Source organism: Microbacterium sp. LWH11-1.2 (assembly GCF_038397745.1).
GTDB lineage: Bacteria > Actinomycetota > Actinomycetes > Actinomycetales > Microbacteriaceae > Microbacterium.
This window is the reverse complement of sequence record NZ_CP151636.1, coordinates 3,620,545-3,634,487: the sequence shown is the minus strand read 5'-3', so window position 1 is coordinate 3,634,487 and position 13,943 is coordinate 3,620,545. Positions and strand designations below refer to the sequence as shown.

General features: G+C 69.0%; 12 protein-coding genes. 8 read left to right on the top strand and 4 right to left on the bottom strand.

What is annotated here, in order from left to right; genetic code table 11:
* Positions 1-124 precede the first annotated feature (124 nt).
* Both MRBLWH11_RS17805 and MRBLWH11_RS17800 read right to left on the bottom strand, forming a co-directional pair.
* The gene (locus MRBLWH11_RS17805; protein WP_116636521.1) at positions 125-709 is read right to left on the bottom strand and encodes a hypothetical protein; all 585 of its coding nucleotides are present in this window, start codon (positions 707-709) and stop codon (positions 125-127) included.
* Between the two features lie 143 nt (positions 710-852).
* Positions 853-2,616, bottom strand: coding sequence for a DUF4012 domain-containing protein (locus MRBLWH11_RS17800; RefSeq protein ID WP_341945780.1), 1,764 nt, complete (start codon positions 2,614-2,616; stop codon positions 853-855).
* Positions 2,617-2,737: 121 nt separating this feature from the next.
* On the opposite strand from MRBLWH11_RS17800, the gene MRBLWH11_RS17795 reads away from it, so the two are divergent.
* From MRBLWH11_RS17795 to MRBLWH11_RS17775, 5 genes are all read left to right on the top strand, one after another.
* Complete coding sequence (locus tag MRBLWH11_RS17795) at positions 2,738-3,811, top strand: glycosyltransferase (RefSeq protein ID WP_116636519.1); 1,074 nt, start codon at positions 2,738-2,740, stop codon at positions 3,809-3,811.
* Between the two features lie 100 nt (positions 3,812-3,911).
* Positions 3,912-6,377, top strand: coding sequence for a VCBS repeat-containing protein (locus tag MRBLWH11_RS17790; RefSeq protein ID WP_341945779.1), 2,466 nt, complete (start codon positions 3,912-3,914; stop codon positions 6,375-6,377).
* Positions 6,378-6,495: 118 nt separating this feature from the next.
* Positions 6,496-7,398 (top strand): ABC transporter permease, encoded by a 903-nt coding sequence (locus tag MRBLWH11_RS17785; protein ID WP_243408988.1) that lies wholly within the window; start codon positions 6,496-6,498, stop codon positions 7,396-7,398.
* Positions 7,395-8,132 carry an ABC transporter ATP-binding protein gene (locus MRBLWH11_RS17780; RefSeq protein ID WP_116636516.1) on the top strand — a complete coding sequence of 246 codons (738 nt, stop codon included), beginning with the start codon at positions 7,395-7,397 and terminating at the stop codon, positions 8,130-8,132. Before MRBLWH11_RS17785 ends, MRBLWH11_RS17780 begins: the two co-directional genes overlap by 4 nt.
* Positions 8,129-10,102 carry a DUF6541 family protein gene (locus MRBLWH11_RS17775; protein WP_341945778.1) on the top strand — a complete coding sequence of 658 codons (1,974 nt, stop codon included), beginning with the start codon at positions 8,129-8,131 and terminating at the stop codon, positions 10,100-10,102. The genes MRBLWH11_RS17780 and MRBLWH11_RS17775 overlap by 4 nt, the downstream gene beginning before the upstream one ends.
* On the opposite strand, the gene MRBLWH11_RS17770 is transcribed toward MRBLWH11_RS17775, so the two are convergent.
* Positions 10,099-10,473: a DUF2304 domain-containing protein gene (locus tag MRBLWH11_RS17770; RefSeq protein WP_116636514.1), complete on the bottom strand. Its 375-nt coding sequence runs from the start codon at positions 10,471-10,473 to the stop codon at positions 10,099-10,101. The genes MRBLWH11_RS17775 and MRBLWH11_RS17770 overlap by 4 nt on opposite strands.
* Positions 10,474-10,477: 4 nt before the next feature.
* Complete coding sequence (locus tag MRBLWH11_RS17765; protein WP_116636513.1) at positions 10,478-11,164, bottom strand: glycosyltransferase family 2 protein; 687 nt, start codon at positions 11,162-11,164, stop codon at positions 10,478-10,480.
* Between the two features lie 79 nt (positions 11,165-11,243).
* Between MRBLWH11_RS17765 and MRBLWH11_RS17760 the strand changes: the two genes are divergently transcribed.
* From MRBLWH11_RS17760 to MRBLWH11_RS17750, 3 genes are read left to right on the top strand one after another with little or no spacing between them, the layout of a single operon-like run.
* The gene (locus MRBLWH11_RS17760) at positions 11,244-11,855 is read left to right on the top strand and encodes an acyltransferase (protein WP_341945777.1); all 612 of its coding nucleotides are present in this window, start codon (positions 11,244-11,246) and stop codon (positions 11,853-11,855) included.
* Positions 11,852-12,949, top strand: coding sequence for a DegT/DnrJ/EryC1/StrS family aminotransferase (locus MRBLWH11_RS17755; RefSeq protein ID WP_341945776.1), 1,098 nt, complete (start codon positions 11,852-11,854; stop codon positions 12,947-12,949). Before MRBLWH11_RS17760 ends, MRBLWH11_RS17755 begins: the two co-directional genes overlap by 4 nt.
* A complete protein-coding gene (locus tag MRBLWH11_RS17750; protein WP_116636510.1) occupies positions 12,949-13,935 on the top strand; it encodes a Gfo/Idh/MocA family oxidoreductase in 987 nt (328 codons plus the stop codon). The genes MRBLWH11_RS17755 and MRBLWH11_RS17750 overlap by 1 nt, the downstream gene beginning before the upstream one ends.
* Positions 13,936-13,943 lie beyond the last annotated feature (8 nt).

Sequence of the window (13,943 nt, the reverse complement as noted above, 5' to 3'; positions counted from 1 at the left end):
ACCGTCTCCCGGAGGAGCAGGCCGTGGGCTTCCGGTGCGGCCACCGGGATCGCCAGACGACGGTGATCGGAGGGGGAGGGATCACCGTCGTCCAGCCGACCACCGCACGAGGCGGCAGCCAGACTCAGGCGCGCTTGCGGCGAGCCGCACCGGCGGCGACCAGGGCCCCACCGGCGACGAGAGCGACGGCTCCGCCGCCGAGGATCCACGGCGATACGCTTCCGCCGGTGAGCGCGAGCTCGAATCCGTCGCCGGTGAGCGGCAGCTCCGACCCTGCGGGCGCGACAGACGGATCGTGGTCGCAGCTCACAGCGGCGTCGTGTCCGTGCGAGACCGTGATGGTCGCGGTGTACGAGCGCGAGCCGCCGAAGGCGATGGCGTAGGAGCCCTCTCCGTCGGACGGCGGGCGGAACGTCACCGTCATGCTTCCGTCAGCAGCGGCGGTGTTGCCCGAGACGGCCGCGTTCGCGGCGTTCAGACCCGACACCGACACGTTCACGTTCTCGGACGGCAGGAAGTAGCCGGGGCCGAAGACGATGGTCGAGACCTCGCAGATGTCGATGATCGGATCATCGACCTTCACGCCAGGGGTCTCCGCGTAGGAGTCGGTCGTCACAGCCGGGCCGGAAGGCGCAGCGGTTGCGACGGAGGGCGCGATGAATACCAGCGCGCCAGCGGTCAGGCTGATGGCAGCCAGTTTCTTCAGCATGATTTCTCCCCAGAATTTCACGCGGAATCGCACCCGAGCACACCCCTGCGCTCGACTGCGTGGACTCATCCTGCCCCCACGGCAGGAAGACAGAGCCCAGATATTCCCCAGTGAGTCGACAGTAGCCTATTCGGAGGCGAAAGTCACGAACCGCAGCGGAGTTCTTCGCGCGAGATCTCCGGAGCCTCGATCAGCGGGGTGACGAGCGCCTCGGTGAGGCGTTCGCCGGCACCATCGCCCTGGAATTCCACGGTGATCGTGGTCGACTCGCCCGGTGCGAGCAGCACCTCGTGCTGCACGACGGAGCGGTCTCCGAGCATCGCCGTCTGCACACCCTCCTCGGAGCCGTCGCGGTCGATGTGCGAGGCCGTGGCCCCCTCCGGTCCGTAGACGGCGATGAGCGTCCGCACGGACCCGGCGGGGACGCCGTAGTACCCGGCGCCCGTGACATACGGCGGCAGCGACGTCGCGGCATCCGCGGGTGCCTCATTGGTCCACGTGACGCGGACCTGCGTCGTCGGCTCGCCCCGGCACGTGCCGATCGCGGTGGCGACCGACGCCCGCGTGTAGTAGTCCATCTTGGCGCCGGTGGTGTCGTTCATCAGCACGCCCACATACGTCGCATCGACGCTGTCCGTCGGGATCGTCCCGCCCAGGGCGGAAGCCGCGAGCACGGACTCCTCGTCCTCATGGGCGCTCCAGATGCGGATGCGGCCCTCGCCCGCCGACTCGGCCAGCGCGCCGATGAGGGCCTTCGTGTCGCCTCCGGAGAGCGCAGCGCCGAAGAGGCCGCTCGCGGCCTGGGCGAAGACGTCGTCTTGGGCCGCGGGGTCCGGGATGGCGGCATAGATCTCGGAGAGCAGGATGCTGATGACGGTCTCGGAAGTCGCCGTGAACGGACCGAAGCTGAGGTCTCCGGTGGCCTCCATGAGGTGCTCGGCCACGACGGCGTCGACGGCGATCACACCGTCGATCTCGCCGCCGAAGCGTCCCTGCCACCGTGTGGCGATCGTCGCCCCCGCCTCGGCGAAGTCGGGGATGCTGGTGATGTTCTGCAGGTACCGACCCGGCCGGTCCTCGAACAGCGCGACGGTCGACTCGCTGAGCGGCAGCGGGACGTCCAGCCCCGGGAAGTCTCTGGTGGACGCCTGGGTTCCCAGCGTGATCCGGCCGCCCTCCGCATGCAGCAGGGCGATCGATCCGATGATCCCGCCCGACGACCGCAGCTCGGCGTTGTTCTGCATGGCCAGCACGTAGTCGCGCGGCTCGTCGCCTCCGAGCATGGTCGGCAGGAGAACCGCGGCGCCGTGGAGCGACCCGACCACGGTCGCAGCCTCGGTGACGGACGCACGGAGCTCGCGCACGGCGTCGGCGAGCGGGGGGAGGGTCGCATCCGCGTCGATCTGCTGGGCGCGCTGCTCCGCGGAGGTGAGCGCGGCACTCGCCGTGCCGAGCGGCTTCTCGATCTCGGCGAAGGGCTCGAGGTCGATCGCGCCGTCCGCGAAGCCGAGGTTCCCCAGATCGAAGCCGGCGGCGACGTCGAGGAGCGGCGCGAGGGCATCCGCCGACACATCGTCGGCGATCTCGGCGACGTCGCTCACGGCGCGGAAGTTCGGTCCGAGCCAGGGGATGTAGCCGAAGGCCTGCCAGACCGGATCGGAGGTGAGATCGCGCGCCGATTCGGCGTTGCCCGCGATGCTCCCGGCGATGGGCTCCGCCCCCTCGAGGTCGCCCTCGGCGATCGCCGCCTTGAGCTGCGACGCCCCCTTGGCGACCAGCTGCAGGTCGCTCACCGCGCCGATGCCGCGGACGGCGACCCATCCGATCGCGAGCACGAGAAGCGTCAGGACGATGCCGACGGTCCAACCGATCCATCGGCGCCGCCGGGGAAGTCGACCGTCGCTCACGTGAGCATTCAAGCACGAACCGCTGCCGGACCGGGGGACGGATGCCTCGGGAAGCCCGATATTCGCACGGCACGGGGGTGGGATCCACGGGAGAGCGGTGCCGCGAGGATAGCCTGAGCGCATGGGTGCTCGGCTGCGTGTTGTTCTGGATCAGCTCGTGCACGTCGTCGATGCGGATCAGGCCGCGGCCGCGGTGGATCTGGCGATCGGTCTCGTGGCGACGGCCCCCACCGGGTGCACGGTCGATGCCATCGTTCCCGCCGGTGCCGAGGTCACCGTCACCGGTGTCTCCGACGTGCGCACGCTCAACCTCGCGCGGCGTGAGCTGGCCGCCGCCTGGCAGCTGGGCATCGCGCCCGGCGTCGGCGGAGGCCTGATCCATTCTCCGAGCCTCATGGCACCGCTCGTGCGCCACGACCGCGTGCACGACAACGATCAGACCACGGTGACCGTCTGGGACCTGCAGGCCTGGGATGCTCCCGAGCTTCTCTCGAAGAGCGCGGTGGCCTGGCAGCGCGCCATGCTGAAGCGCGCGGTGAAGCATGCGGACGCCGTGGTGGTGCCCTCGCACGCCGTGGCGGAGCGCCTGTCCGAGGTGGCGAAGCTCCGCGGTCGCGTACGGGTGATCGCCGGCGCCGCGCCGCGGGGGTTCGTGACGCCGCGTGACGCCGAGACGCGTCGCGCCGCGCTGTCGATGCCGGGGGAGTACGTGGTGCTCACCGGCACACCGGCATCACTCGAGGCGGGATTCCGCGGTGCCGTCGCTGCGGGGCTCGACGCGGTGGTTCTCGACGCGCCCGAGGGGGCGGAACCGCGACTCGCCGAACGGGCATCGGCCGCGGGGCTCCCCGAACGGCGCGCCCACGTGCGCGGCGTGCTGTCGCCGGAAGACCGAGCCGCCGTCCTCGCGGGCGCGGCGGCATTCGCCGCCACGAGTCCGGTCGCGGGCTGGCCGTGGCGTGCGGTGGAGGCGATGACACTCGGCATCCCCGTCGTCGCGGTCGACAGCGGCTCGCACCACGACGTGATCGCCGACGGAGGGCTGCTGGTGCCGGCGGACGGCGTCGCAGACGCACTCGCTGCGGCCTCCCGCGAGGGAGCGGCCCGCCTGCGGGTCCTCGCCGCCGACAGGTCGCGGGCGTTCTCGTGGGCCGGCTCGGCAGAGCGCGTGTGGGGGCTGCACGCCGATCTCTGACGGCGGAAGCCGGCTCGCACCAGCGAGCGACGCGCGCGATCCATACAGCGGATTCTCAGTAACAGTGGCATCATCCTGTAACTTCCGTCACACTGGTCACATGTCTCGACGTGCCCCACGCTCGCGAAACACCCTGAGGATCACCCGACTCCTCACCTGTTTCCTCGCCGCCTCCGCCCTGATCGTCGGCACGGTGGTCCCCGCCACCGCCGCCACGGCATCCGTCTCGTCGAGCGTCGCGACTGCGGCGAACGCCTCTGCCGACCCCGTCGCCGCCGGACTGGCGAAGACGACGCTCGTCGGCTTCAACGCGGGCAATCTCATCAGCGACGCCGTGTTCACGAACAAGAACTCGATGACCGAGGCGCAGATCCAGACCTTCTTCAACAGCAAGGTCTCCCGCTGCCTGGGCGGCACGGACGAGGACGGCCGACGGATCGTCTGCCTCAAGGACTTCACGATCTCGTCCGTGACGCGTCCGGCGGACGCGTACTGCAACGGATACACGGGGGCCGCGAACGAGACCGCGGCGCGCATCATCTACCGCGTGGCGCAGTCGTGCAACATCAACCCGCAGGTGCTGATCGTGATGCTCCAGAAGGAGCAGGGCCTCGTCACGCACTCGTGGCCGAGCGCGTGGCGCTACGACATCGCCCTCGGACAGGGCTGCCCCGACACCGCGCCGTGCGATCCGCAGTACGTCGGCTTCTTCCACCAGATCTACGGTGCCGCGCGGCAGATGCAGATCTACATGGAGGGCAAGTGGTTCCAGTGGTACGCGCCGTACCGGACCTGGAACATCCAGTACAACCCGAACGCCGGGTGCGGTTCCTCGCCGGTCTACATCGCGAACAAGGCCACGTCGGCGCTCTACTACTACACGCCGTACCAGCCGAATCAGAACGCGCTCAACGCCGGATACGGCGACAGCGGCGACCCGTGCTCCGCGTACGGCAACCGCAACTTCTACAACTACTTCACGGACTGGTTCGGCTCGACGCAGGTCCCGACCTCGATGACGCCGACGCTGTCCTCGATCGATCAGAGCTCGTTCGTGCTCGGCGTCGACGGCGCGGGGGACGTCTTCGGCTATCCGTACCTGAACGGCGCCTGGGGCGATCGTGTCAAGGTCGGCGGAGGGATGACCGGGGTCAAGAAGTTCTTCGGCGTCGGAGACCTCGACGGCGACGGGCGTCGCGACTTCGTCGCGATCAAGACGTCCGGCCCGGCGCAGGTCGTGCGGAGCAACGGGACGACCACGATGCCCGCGCCGACCACTCTGGCCGGTGACTGGTCCGGAGTGCTGCTGGCGACACCCGCCGGCGACTTCGACGGAGACGGCGTCCCCGATCTCTTCACGACGGACTCCGCCGGCCGTCTCATGCTCCGGGCGGGCGACAACCGCGGGGGCTTCCTCGCCCCACGCGTCGTCGGAACCGGATGGTCCGCGATGAACCTGATCAGCGGCAACGGCGATTTCGACGGCGACGGCCGGCCCGACCTCGTCGCTCGAGACGGTGGAGGGCGCCTGTACCTCTACTCCGGCAACGGCAGCGGCGGCTGGAAGGCGTCGAGGCAGATCGGGAACGGGTGGCAGGGCTTCACCGACATCTTCAACACCGGCGACTTCAACGGCGACGGCGTCTCCGACCTCCTCACGATCAACTCGTCCGGCACGCTGCGCCTCTATCGCGGCGCAGGCGGCGGAGCGATCGGTGCGGACATCGCGATCGGCCTGGGCTGGCAGACCGTCAACGCGTCGGTGTCCGGCTCGGCGGTCTGGGGTCCGCGATCCCTCCCGGCCGGTGTGGGCAACGTCGACGGCGTGGCCGGTCGCGACATCGTGGCGATGACGACGGCTGGCGAGGTGCGCGTCTACGGCACGACCGGGAACGGCAACTGGGGCGGCATCGCGCGCCCGGCCAGCACCTGGGCGGCGACCGACAGGCTGACCCCGATGGGCGACTTCAACGGCGACGGATTCAGCGACCTCGGTCAGATCGACGCCGGCGGCATCTTCTATCTGCACCCCGGTCTGGCGGGCGGCGGCTTCGGCCCGCGCATCGTCATCGGCAACGGTTGGGGCTCGTTCCTCCGCATCGTCGGCGGCCTCGACTTCGACGGGAACCGGACGCCGGATGTGCTCGTCGTCGACGCGAGGGGCGACCTCCGGCTCTACCGCGGGAACGGCGCCGGGGGATGGGGTGCCGGTCTCGGGACCACGATCGGCCAGGGCTGGGCCAGCTTCACGGATCTCTTCAGCGTCGGCGACTTCGACGGCGACGGCAAGGCCGACCTGATGGGTCGCACCGCCGGGGGAGTGCTGATGCTCTACTCGACCACCGGCGACGGCAACTGGGGCAACGCGCGCTCGATCGGACAGGGCTGGGGCGGGATGGCCTCGGTGTTCAGCATGGGCGACTTCAACGGCGACGGCAACAGCGACGTGCTCGCGGTCACGACGACCGGCGACATGTACATCTACCGCGGCAACGGCCGCGCCGGCTGGACCGCCGATCCGACCCGCATCAACATGGGGTGGCAGATCATGAAGCAGATCATCTGACCGGCGTGATTCAGGACACGAGGGCACCCTTCGGGGTGTCCTCGGCCTGCTTCCAGGGGTGCCATAGGATACTGGGATGCGTCGTGGCGACCGCCACCGCAGCTGAATGAGTGGGCCAGTGACAGATACCCGAGATCTTTTCGCCGTCGTCCCGCGTTCCGAGTTCGATACCCCCGGCACCAGCCGAGGACTCATCGATGTCGTGCGCTGGCGCTATCTCCTGTACCTGCTGGTGCGAACGGGAGTCACGACCCGCTACCGCAACTCGGTGCTGGGCTGGACCTGGTCGTATGTGCGACCCGGAGCGCAGTTCCTCGTGTTCTGGGTGGTGCTCGGACTCTTCCTGAACCTCAACCGCGACATCCCGAACTACCCGGTGTACCTGTTCTCCGGCATCGTGGTGATCAACCTGTTCTCCGAGGCGTTCAAGAACGCGACCACGTCGATCGTGAACAACGCGCCGCTGGTGCGCAAGGTGTTCCTGCCGCGCCAGCTGTTCGCCGTCTCCTCGGTGGTCGTCGCCTTCATCCACTTCCTCCCGCAGCTCGCCCTGCTGCTCATCGTGTGCCTGTTCATGGGGTGGATCCCCAGCGTCTCGATCCTCGGCGTGCTCGCCGCACTGGCCGCGATGATCATCGTGTCGCTGTTCGCGCTCGGTATCGGGCTCTTCTTCGGCGCGCTCAACGTGCGGTTCCGCGACGCGGAGAACATCGTCGAGCTCCTGCTGCTCCTCGCCACCTGGGCATCGCCGGTGCTGTACGCCTGGACGATGGTGCAGGAGGCGATGGACAAGCTGGGGTGGCCGGACTGGCTGGTCGACATCTACCTGCTGAATCCGATCACGCAGGGCGTCGAGCTGTTCCACTACGCCTTCTGGCGGCCGGTCACCGACACCACGTTGGCACTCCCGCCCGACCTCGCGTGGAACACGCTCTGGACGTTCCTGATCGCGGTCGGCACTCTGCTGCTCGGTCAGCTCGTCTTCCGCCGTCTCGAGGGAAAGTTCGCCCAGGACCTATGAGCACTGCAACCGCTTCGCGCCCGAGCATCGTCGTCGACGGTGTCCGCAAGAACTTCACCCTGAACCACGCGCTCTCCTTCAAGGACACCGTCGTGGCCTGGATCCGTCGTCGGAAGACGAGCAGCACCTTCGAGGCGCTCAAGGGACTCGACCTCGTGATCAACGAGGGAGAGTCCGTCGCCATCCTCGGCCTGAACGGCTCGGGGAAGTCGACGCTCCTGAAGCTGATCTCCGGCGTCATGGAGCCCGATGCCGGCGAGGTGCTCACTCGCGGTCGGGTCGCCGGTCTCATCGAGGTCGGGGCAGGCTTCCACCCGGAGCTCTCCGGTCGTGAGAACGTCTTCCTCAATGCGGCCATCCTCGGGATGCAACGCAAGGAGGTCGAGGAGCGCTACGACGAGATCGTCGCGTTCAGCGAGATCGAGCAGTTCATCGATCAGGAGGTCAAGCACTACTCCTCGGGGATGTTCATGAGGCTCGCCTTCTCGGTGGCGATCCACGTGGAGCTCGACGTGCTGCTGGTCGACGAGATCCTCTCGGTCGGCGACGCCCCCTTCCGTGAGAAGTGCCGCCAGAAGTTCGGCGAGCTGATCGCACAGAAGAAGACGCTCGTCGTGGTCAGCCACGACATGGAGATGGTCCGAGAGCTCTGCACCAGAGGCGTGGTGATCAACAAGGGCGAGGTCGTCTACGACGGCGAGATCGAGGGCGCGATCGCGCTGGTCGACGAATGATCACCGACTGGCTGGCGCATACGGGGCTCTTCGCCCTCGCTCTGGCCGTGGTGTTCCTCCCCGGTCTGCTCCTCGGCCTGGCGCTGCGGCTGCGCGGTCTGGTCCTGTGGGCGGCCGCCCCGGGCATCTCCGTCGGCCTGCTGGCCGTGCTGGCGATCGTGTACTCGTTCCTCGGCATCCGCTGGGGTCATCTGAGCGTCGGCGTCGGCGTCGTCGTCATCGGCGCGCTGCTGTACGCGCTCTCGCTGCTCGTCGGCCGCGGACGCGGATCGACGGGAGGTCGACTGTCTCTGCCGCGACCGCGGTCGCGCGTGCCGAACCTGCTGCTGTTCGCCGGCCTCGTCGTCGGAGGTGCCCTCAACGCCGCCCGTCTGATGACGTACGTCGGCTTGCCGGGAGCGCTCTCCCAGACGAACGACGCCGTGTTCCACCTGAACGTGCTGCGGTGGATATCCGAGACGGGGACCGCGTCCTCGCTCGACGTGTCCGGTCTGATCGGCGGCACGACCTTCTACCCCGCGGCGTGGCACGCCGTCACATCGCTCGTCGCGCTCGACGTCGCCCAGATCCCGGTCGCCGCCAACATGGTGTCGCTGGTGATCGCGGCGGTGATGTGGCCGCTCGCGATCGCGCTCTTCGCCCGGGTGGTGAGCAACGGCAACCGTGCGGTCACCGCGCTGGCTGCGGCGCTGTCGGCGGGCCTGCTCGCCTTCCCGCAGCTGATGTTCGAGTGGGGAGTCCTCTATCCGTACGCGCTCTCGCTCGCCGTGATCCCAGCCGCTGCGGCGCTCACGATCGACGTCGTGCGGATCTGGATGGGTGCGGCGCCCGGCGAGAAGGCTCGCCGCGCGATCGGCATCGCGGTCGCCGCCGTGCTCGCCGTGGCCGCGACGACCCTGTCGCAGCCGTCGTCGGTCCTCGTCTGGGGCGTGCTGGTGATGCTGTGGCTCACCGGGACCGTCCTGCGCCGCTATCGCACGGCCGACCGTGTCTTCCGTCGCCGATCGCTGGTGGTGCTCCTCGGCGGATGGGCAGCGGTCGTGGCGGTCTGGCTCGCGCTGGCCTACCTCGCCGGGCACGTGCTCTGGCGGTCGTACCGGGGGATCCCGGGGGCCCTGGTCGATGTCATCCTGAACAGCCACTCGCTGCTCCCGCCGGCATGGGGGATGAGCGCGCTGCTCATCGTCGGGCTCGTGATCGCCGTGCGCGCGCCGCGCCTGCGCTGGCTGGTCGTCGCCTGGGCCGGTATCTCGCTGCTCTACGTGATCAGCGTGGCCACGGACCTCCCGGTGGTCAAGCGCGTGCTGACGGGACCGTGGTACGGCGACTCCTTCCGTCTCGCTGCCGTCGTGCCGCTGATCGTGGTGCCGCTCGCAGCCGTCGGGCTCGCCACGGTCATCCGCGTCGTCGCCCGCCGGTGGTCGGACGTCAGCGTGCTCGCCCGCACTCCGCTGACGGTCATCTCGATGGCCGTCATCGCCGTGGTGGGCGTCATCGGCGTGATCATCGCACCGGTCGTCCTGCTGCGCGTCGCGGCCGAGACGGACGAGCAGTCGCGCTACGCGATGGACGCGGACAGCTACCTCTCGACCGACGAGTACGCGCTCCTGCGCGAGCTCCCCGATCTGATCCCCGAGGATGCCGTGATCATCGCGAACCCCTCGACCGGCGCCGCATTCGCGTACGTGCTCGGGGACCGCGACATCATCCCGCGCACATGGTCGCCGCCGCAGTCGCAGGCATGGGACACGCTCGCGGTCGGTCTCCGCGATGCCGGGGACGACCCCGCGGTCTGCGAGGCCCTCGCCGCCTACGGCGCCCCCGAGTACGTGCTCGACTTCGGCATCGGCGGCACGGGGCCCGGCGAGTACCTGATGCCGGGGATGACCGGGTTCGAGGGGCAGCCCGGTTTCGACGAGGTCGCCCGTGAGGGAGAAGCGAGCCTCTGGCGGATCACCGCCTGCGACTAGCGGCTCTCCGGCTGCCCGGCATCCGACTCGTCGGGCTGCTCCGACGGGCTCGACGCCTGGAGCAGGGCGAGCTTGCGCGCCAGCAGCGTGAGTCGACGCTGCTGGGCGGCGTTCCGACGCGACTGCGTGTAGACGAACACCAGGAACATCAGCACAAGGGCGTAGAGCAGCAGGTCGGTGCCGCGGCCGACCCCGACGAGGTTGGCGACCCACGTCAGCCACTGCGGGAACAGGATCGACACGATCGCGACGAGCACGAACACGCCGAAGAGCAGGCGGCGGATGGCGAGATGGCTGTCGGCGCCGGTGCGACGCATGAAGACGGCGCCGATGGCGACGACGCCGACGATGAGGACGATCTGGATCCACATGGCGTTACCTCACGATCAGGTCGACGAGGATGTTGACGGAGTTGAGCACCGACTGACCCTTCGACTTCGAGTAGTCGGTGTACAGGAGCTCGACCGGATGCTCGATCCACGGGAGTCCGGTGTGTCCGAGCTGCAGCACGATCTCGGTGGCATGAGCCATCCGGTCCTGCTTCAGCGAGATCCGGCTCGCGGCGTCGGCGCGGATGACCCGCAGGCCGTTGTGCGCGTCGGTGAGCTTGACGCTGGTGGTGAGGTTGGTCACCCAGACCGCGGTCTTGAGGATGACGCGCTTCATCCAGCCGGGGTTCGTGCGGTCGTCGAGGAACCGGGAGCCGAAGACGATCGCGGCGCCGGTCTCGCGGGCCGCGGCGACCATGGCGATCGCATCGTCGACGCGGTGCTGGCCGTCGGCGTCGAAGGTCACGATGTACTCGCATCCGGGCTGCGAGAGCGAGTAGTCGATGCCCGTCTGCAGTGCGGCGCCCTGACCGAGGTTGATCGGGTGCTCCACGATGTGGGCACCGGCCGCGCGCGCCTCCTCGAGGGAGCCGTCGGTGGAGCCGTCGTCGATGCACACGACGTTCGGGAAATGGGGGAGAAGCGTCGCGATCACCCCCGAGATGACGGTCGCCTCGTTGAACAGCGGGACGACGACCCAGGTATGCGGATCGGGGCTGACTGGGTTGATCACCCTCCTATCCTCTCAGGAAACGACTGGGTGAACAGATAGGATGACCGAGTCCCCTTCAACACGTACGAGGAGAACCCGTATGCCCTCACCGACCGATGTCCGGATCGTCGATTCGGCCGATGTGTCCCCTGAGGCGAAGATCGGTGCAGGAAGCTCCATCTGGCATCTGGCACAGGTGCGCGAGGACGCGCAGCTCGGAGAGAACTGCATCGTCGGTCGCGGGGCCTACATCGGCACCGGCGTGATCATGGGCGACAACTGCAAGGTGCAGAACTACGCCCTCGTCTACGAGCCGGCGAAGCTCGGCGACGGCGTCTTCATCGGACCGGCCGTCGTGCTGACCAATGACACGTACCCGCGGGCGATCAACGCCGACGGCACGATCAAGAGCGCGCACGACTGGGAGCCGGTCGGCGTGACGATCGAGCGCGGCGCGGCCATCGGCGCCCGTGCGACCTGCGTCGCCCCCGTGACCATCGGCGCCTGGGCCACCGTCGCCGCCGGCGCCGTGGTCGTCAAGGACGTGCCGGCCTACGCCCTCGTCGCGGGCGTCCCCGCCCGCCGCATCGGCTGGGTGGGAGAGTCCGGCGTCCCCCTCGTCGCCGGCGAGGACGAGAAGACCTGGGTGTGCCCCTCCACGGGTGCGCACTACATCGAGACTGACGGAACACTGATCAAGGAGACCGTGTGAGCGAGTTCATTCCCCCCGCAAAGCCGATCATCGGAGATGAAGAGCGCGCTGCTGTCGATCGCGTGATGCGCAGCGGCATGATCGCTCAGGGGCCCGAGGTCGCGGCGTTCGAGAGCGAGTTCTCGGCGCACTTCGTGCCGGGGCGCCCCTCCGTCGCGGTGAACTCCGGCACGGCGGGTCTCCACCTCGGTCTTCTCGCCGCCGGCGTCGGCGCGGGCGACGAGGTCATCGTGCCCTCCTTCACCTTCGCGGCGACGGGCAACTCCGTCGCGCTCACCGGGGGGACCCCCGTCTTCGTCGACATCGAGCCCGACACGTTCACGCTCGACCCCGAGGCCGTCGCCGCGGCGATCACCCCGAAGACCAAGGGCATCCTGCCCGTGCACCTGTACGGCCACCCCGCACGCATGCGCGAGCTCGAGAAGCTCGCCGCCGAGCGCGGCGTCGCCCTCTACGAGGACGCGGCCCAGGCGCACGGCGCATCGCTCGACGGCCGCCCGGTCGGCTCGTTCGGCGAGTTCGCGATGTTCAGCCTCTACCCGACGAAGAACATGACCAGCGGCGAAGGCGGCATGGTCACGACGGCGACCGACGAGATCGCCCGCCAGGTCAAGCTTCTGCGCAACCAGGGCATGGAGCGACAGTACGAGAACGAGGTCATCGGCTTCAACGCCCGCATGACCGACATCCACGCGGCGATCGGTCGCGTGCAGCTCACGAAGGTCGACGCCTGGACGAAGACCCGTCAGGCGAACGCGGCGTTCCTCGACGCGAACCTCCAGGGCGTCATCGTGCCGCCCGTCGCCGACGGCGCCGTGCACGTGTACCACCAGTACACGATCCGCGTCCCCGAGGACCGCGACGGCTTCGTCGCCGCGCTCAAGAGCGAGCACAACGTGGGCGCCGGTGTCTACTACCCGATCCCGAACCACCGTCTGCCCTCGCTGACGCACTTCGCTCCGGGGCTCGACCTGCCGGAGACCGAGCGCGCAGCCCGCGAGGTCGCCTCGCTGCCCGTGCACCCGTCGCTGAGCCAGGACGACCTCGAGCGCATCGTCGCCGCCGTCAACACCGTCGCAGGAGCGGGCGCCTGATGGCCGATCTGCGTGCCGGTCTTCTCGGCGTCGGGATGATGGGTCGCCACCACGCCCGCGTGCTGCGCGACGTCGACGGCGTCGACCTCGTCGCCATCGCCGATCCCGGGGGAGACCCCCACGGTGTCGCCGGCGGACTCGAGGTCCTCCCCGACATCGACGCGCTCATCGCGGCCGGAATCGACATCGCCGTGGTCGCCGTGCCGACCCGCTTCCACGAGGACGCGGCGCTCAAGCTGGCCGAGGCCGGCGTGCACACGCTCGTCGAGAAGCCGATCGCCCACAACGTCGAGGCGGGGCGTCGGATGACCGATGCCTTCGCATCACGGGGCCTCATCGGCGCCGTCGGTCACGTCGAGCGCTTCAACCCCGCTCTGCAGGAGATGCGCCGCCGCCTGGAGGCAGGTGAGCTCGGAGACGTGTTCCAGATCGCCACTCGTCGTCAGAGCACGTTCCCCGCGCGCATCGCCGATGTCGGCGTCGCCAAGGACCTGGCCTCCCACGACATCGACCTGACCAGCTGGGTCGCCCAGAGCGAGTACCGGACCGTGTTCGCGCAGACGGCGCACCGCAGCGGCCGCGAGTTCGAGGACATGATCACCGTCACCGGTCGCCTGGCGAACGGTGTGATCGTGAACCACCTCGTCAACTGGCTCTCGCCGATGAAGGAGCGCGTCACCGTCGTCACCGGCGAACGCGGCACGTTCATCGCGGACACCGCGACCGGCGACCTCACCTTCTACGCCAACGGCACGATCCCGCTCGAGTGGGACTCGATCTCGTCGTTCCGCGGCGTCTCGGAGGGGGACATCACCCGGTACTCCTACGCGAAGCGCGAGCCGCTCAAGGTGGAGCACGAGGCGTTCCGCGATGCCGTCCTGGGCAAGCCGAGCGACCTCGTGACCATGGAGCAGGGTCTGCACACCCTCGCCGTCGTCGAGGGTGCGGTCACCTCGGCCGCCACCGGCGTGTCGACCACTTTCTGAGCAGCGGA

Coding starts and splice junctions, on each gene's coding strand:
- MRBLWH11_RS17775 (WP_341945778.1), top strand. CDS start 8,129: ATGATCACCGACTGGCTGGCGCATACGGGGCTCTTCGCCCTCGCTCTG.
- MRBLWH11_RS17790 (WP_341945779.1), top strand. CDS start 3,912: ATGTCTCGACGTGCCCCACGCTCGCGAAACACCCTGAGGATCACCCGA.
- MRBLWH11_RS17750 (WP_116636510.1), top strand. CDS start 12,949: ATGGCCGATCTGCGTGCCGGTCTTCTCGGCGTCGGGATGATGGGTCGC.
- MRBLWH11_RS17795 (WP_116636519.1), top strand. CDS start 2,738: ATGGGTGCTCGGCTGCGTGTTGTTCTGGATCAGCTCGTGCACGTCGTC.
- MRBLWH11_RS17770 (WP_116636514.1), bottom strand. CDS start 10,473: ATGTGGATCCAGATCGTCCTCATCGTCGGCGTCGTCGCCATCGGCGCC.
- MRBLWH11_RS17780 (WP_116636516.1), top strand. CDS start 7,395: ATGAGCACTGCAACCGCTTCGCGCCCGAGCATCGTCGTCGACGGTGTC.
- MRBLWH11_RS17760 (WP_341945777.1), top strand. CDS start 11,244: ATGCCCTCACCGACCGATGTCCGGATCGTCGATTCGGCCGATGTGTCC.
- MRBLWH11_RS17805 (WP_116636521.1), bottom strand. CDS start 709: ATGCTGAAGAAACTGGCTGCCATCAGCCTGACCGCTGGCGCGCTGGTA.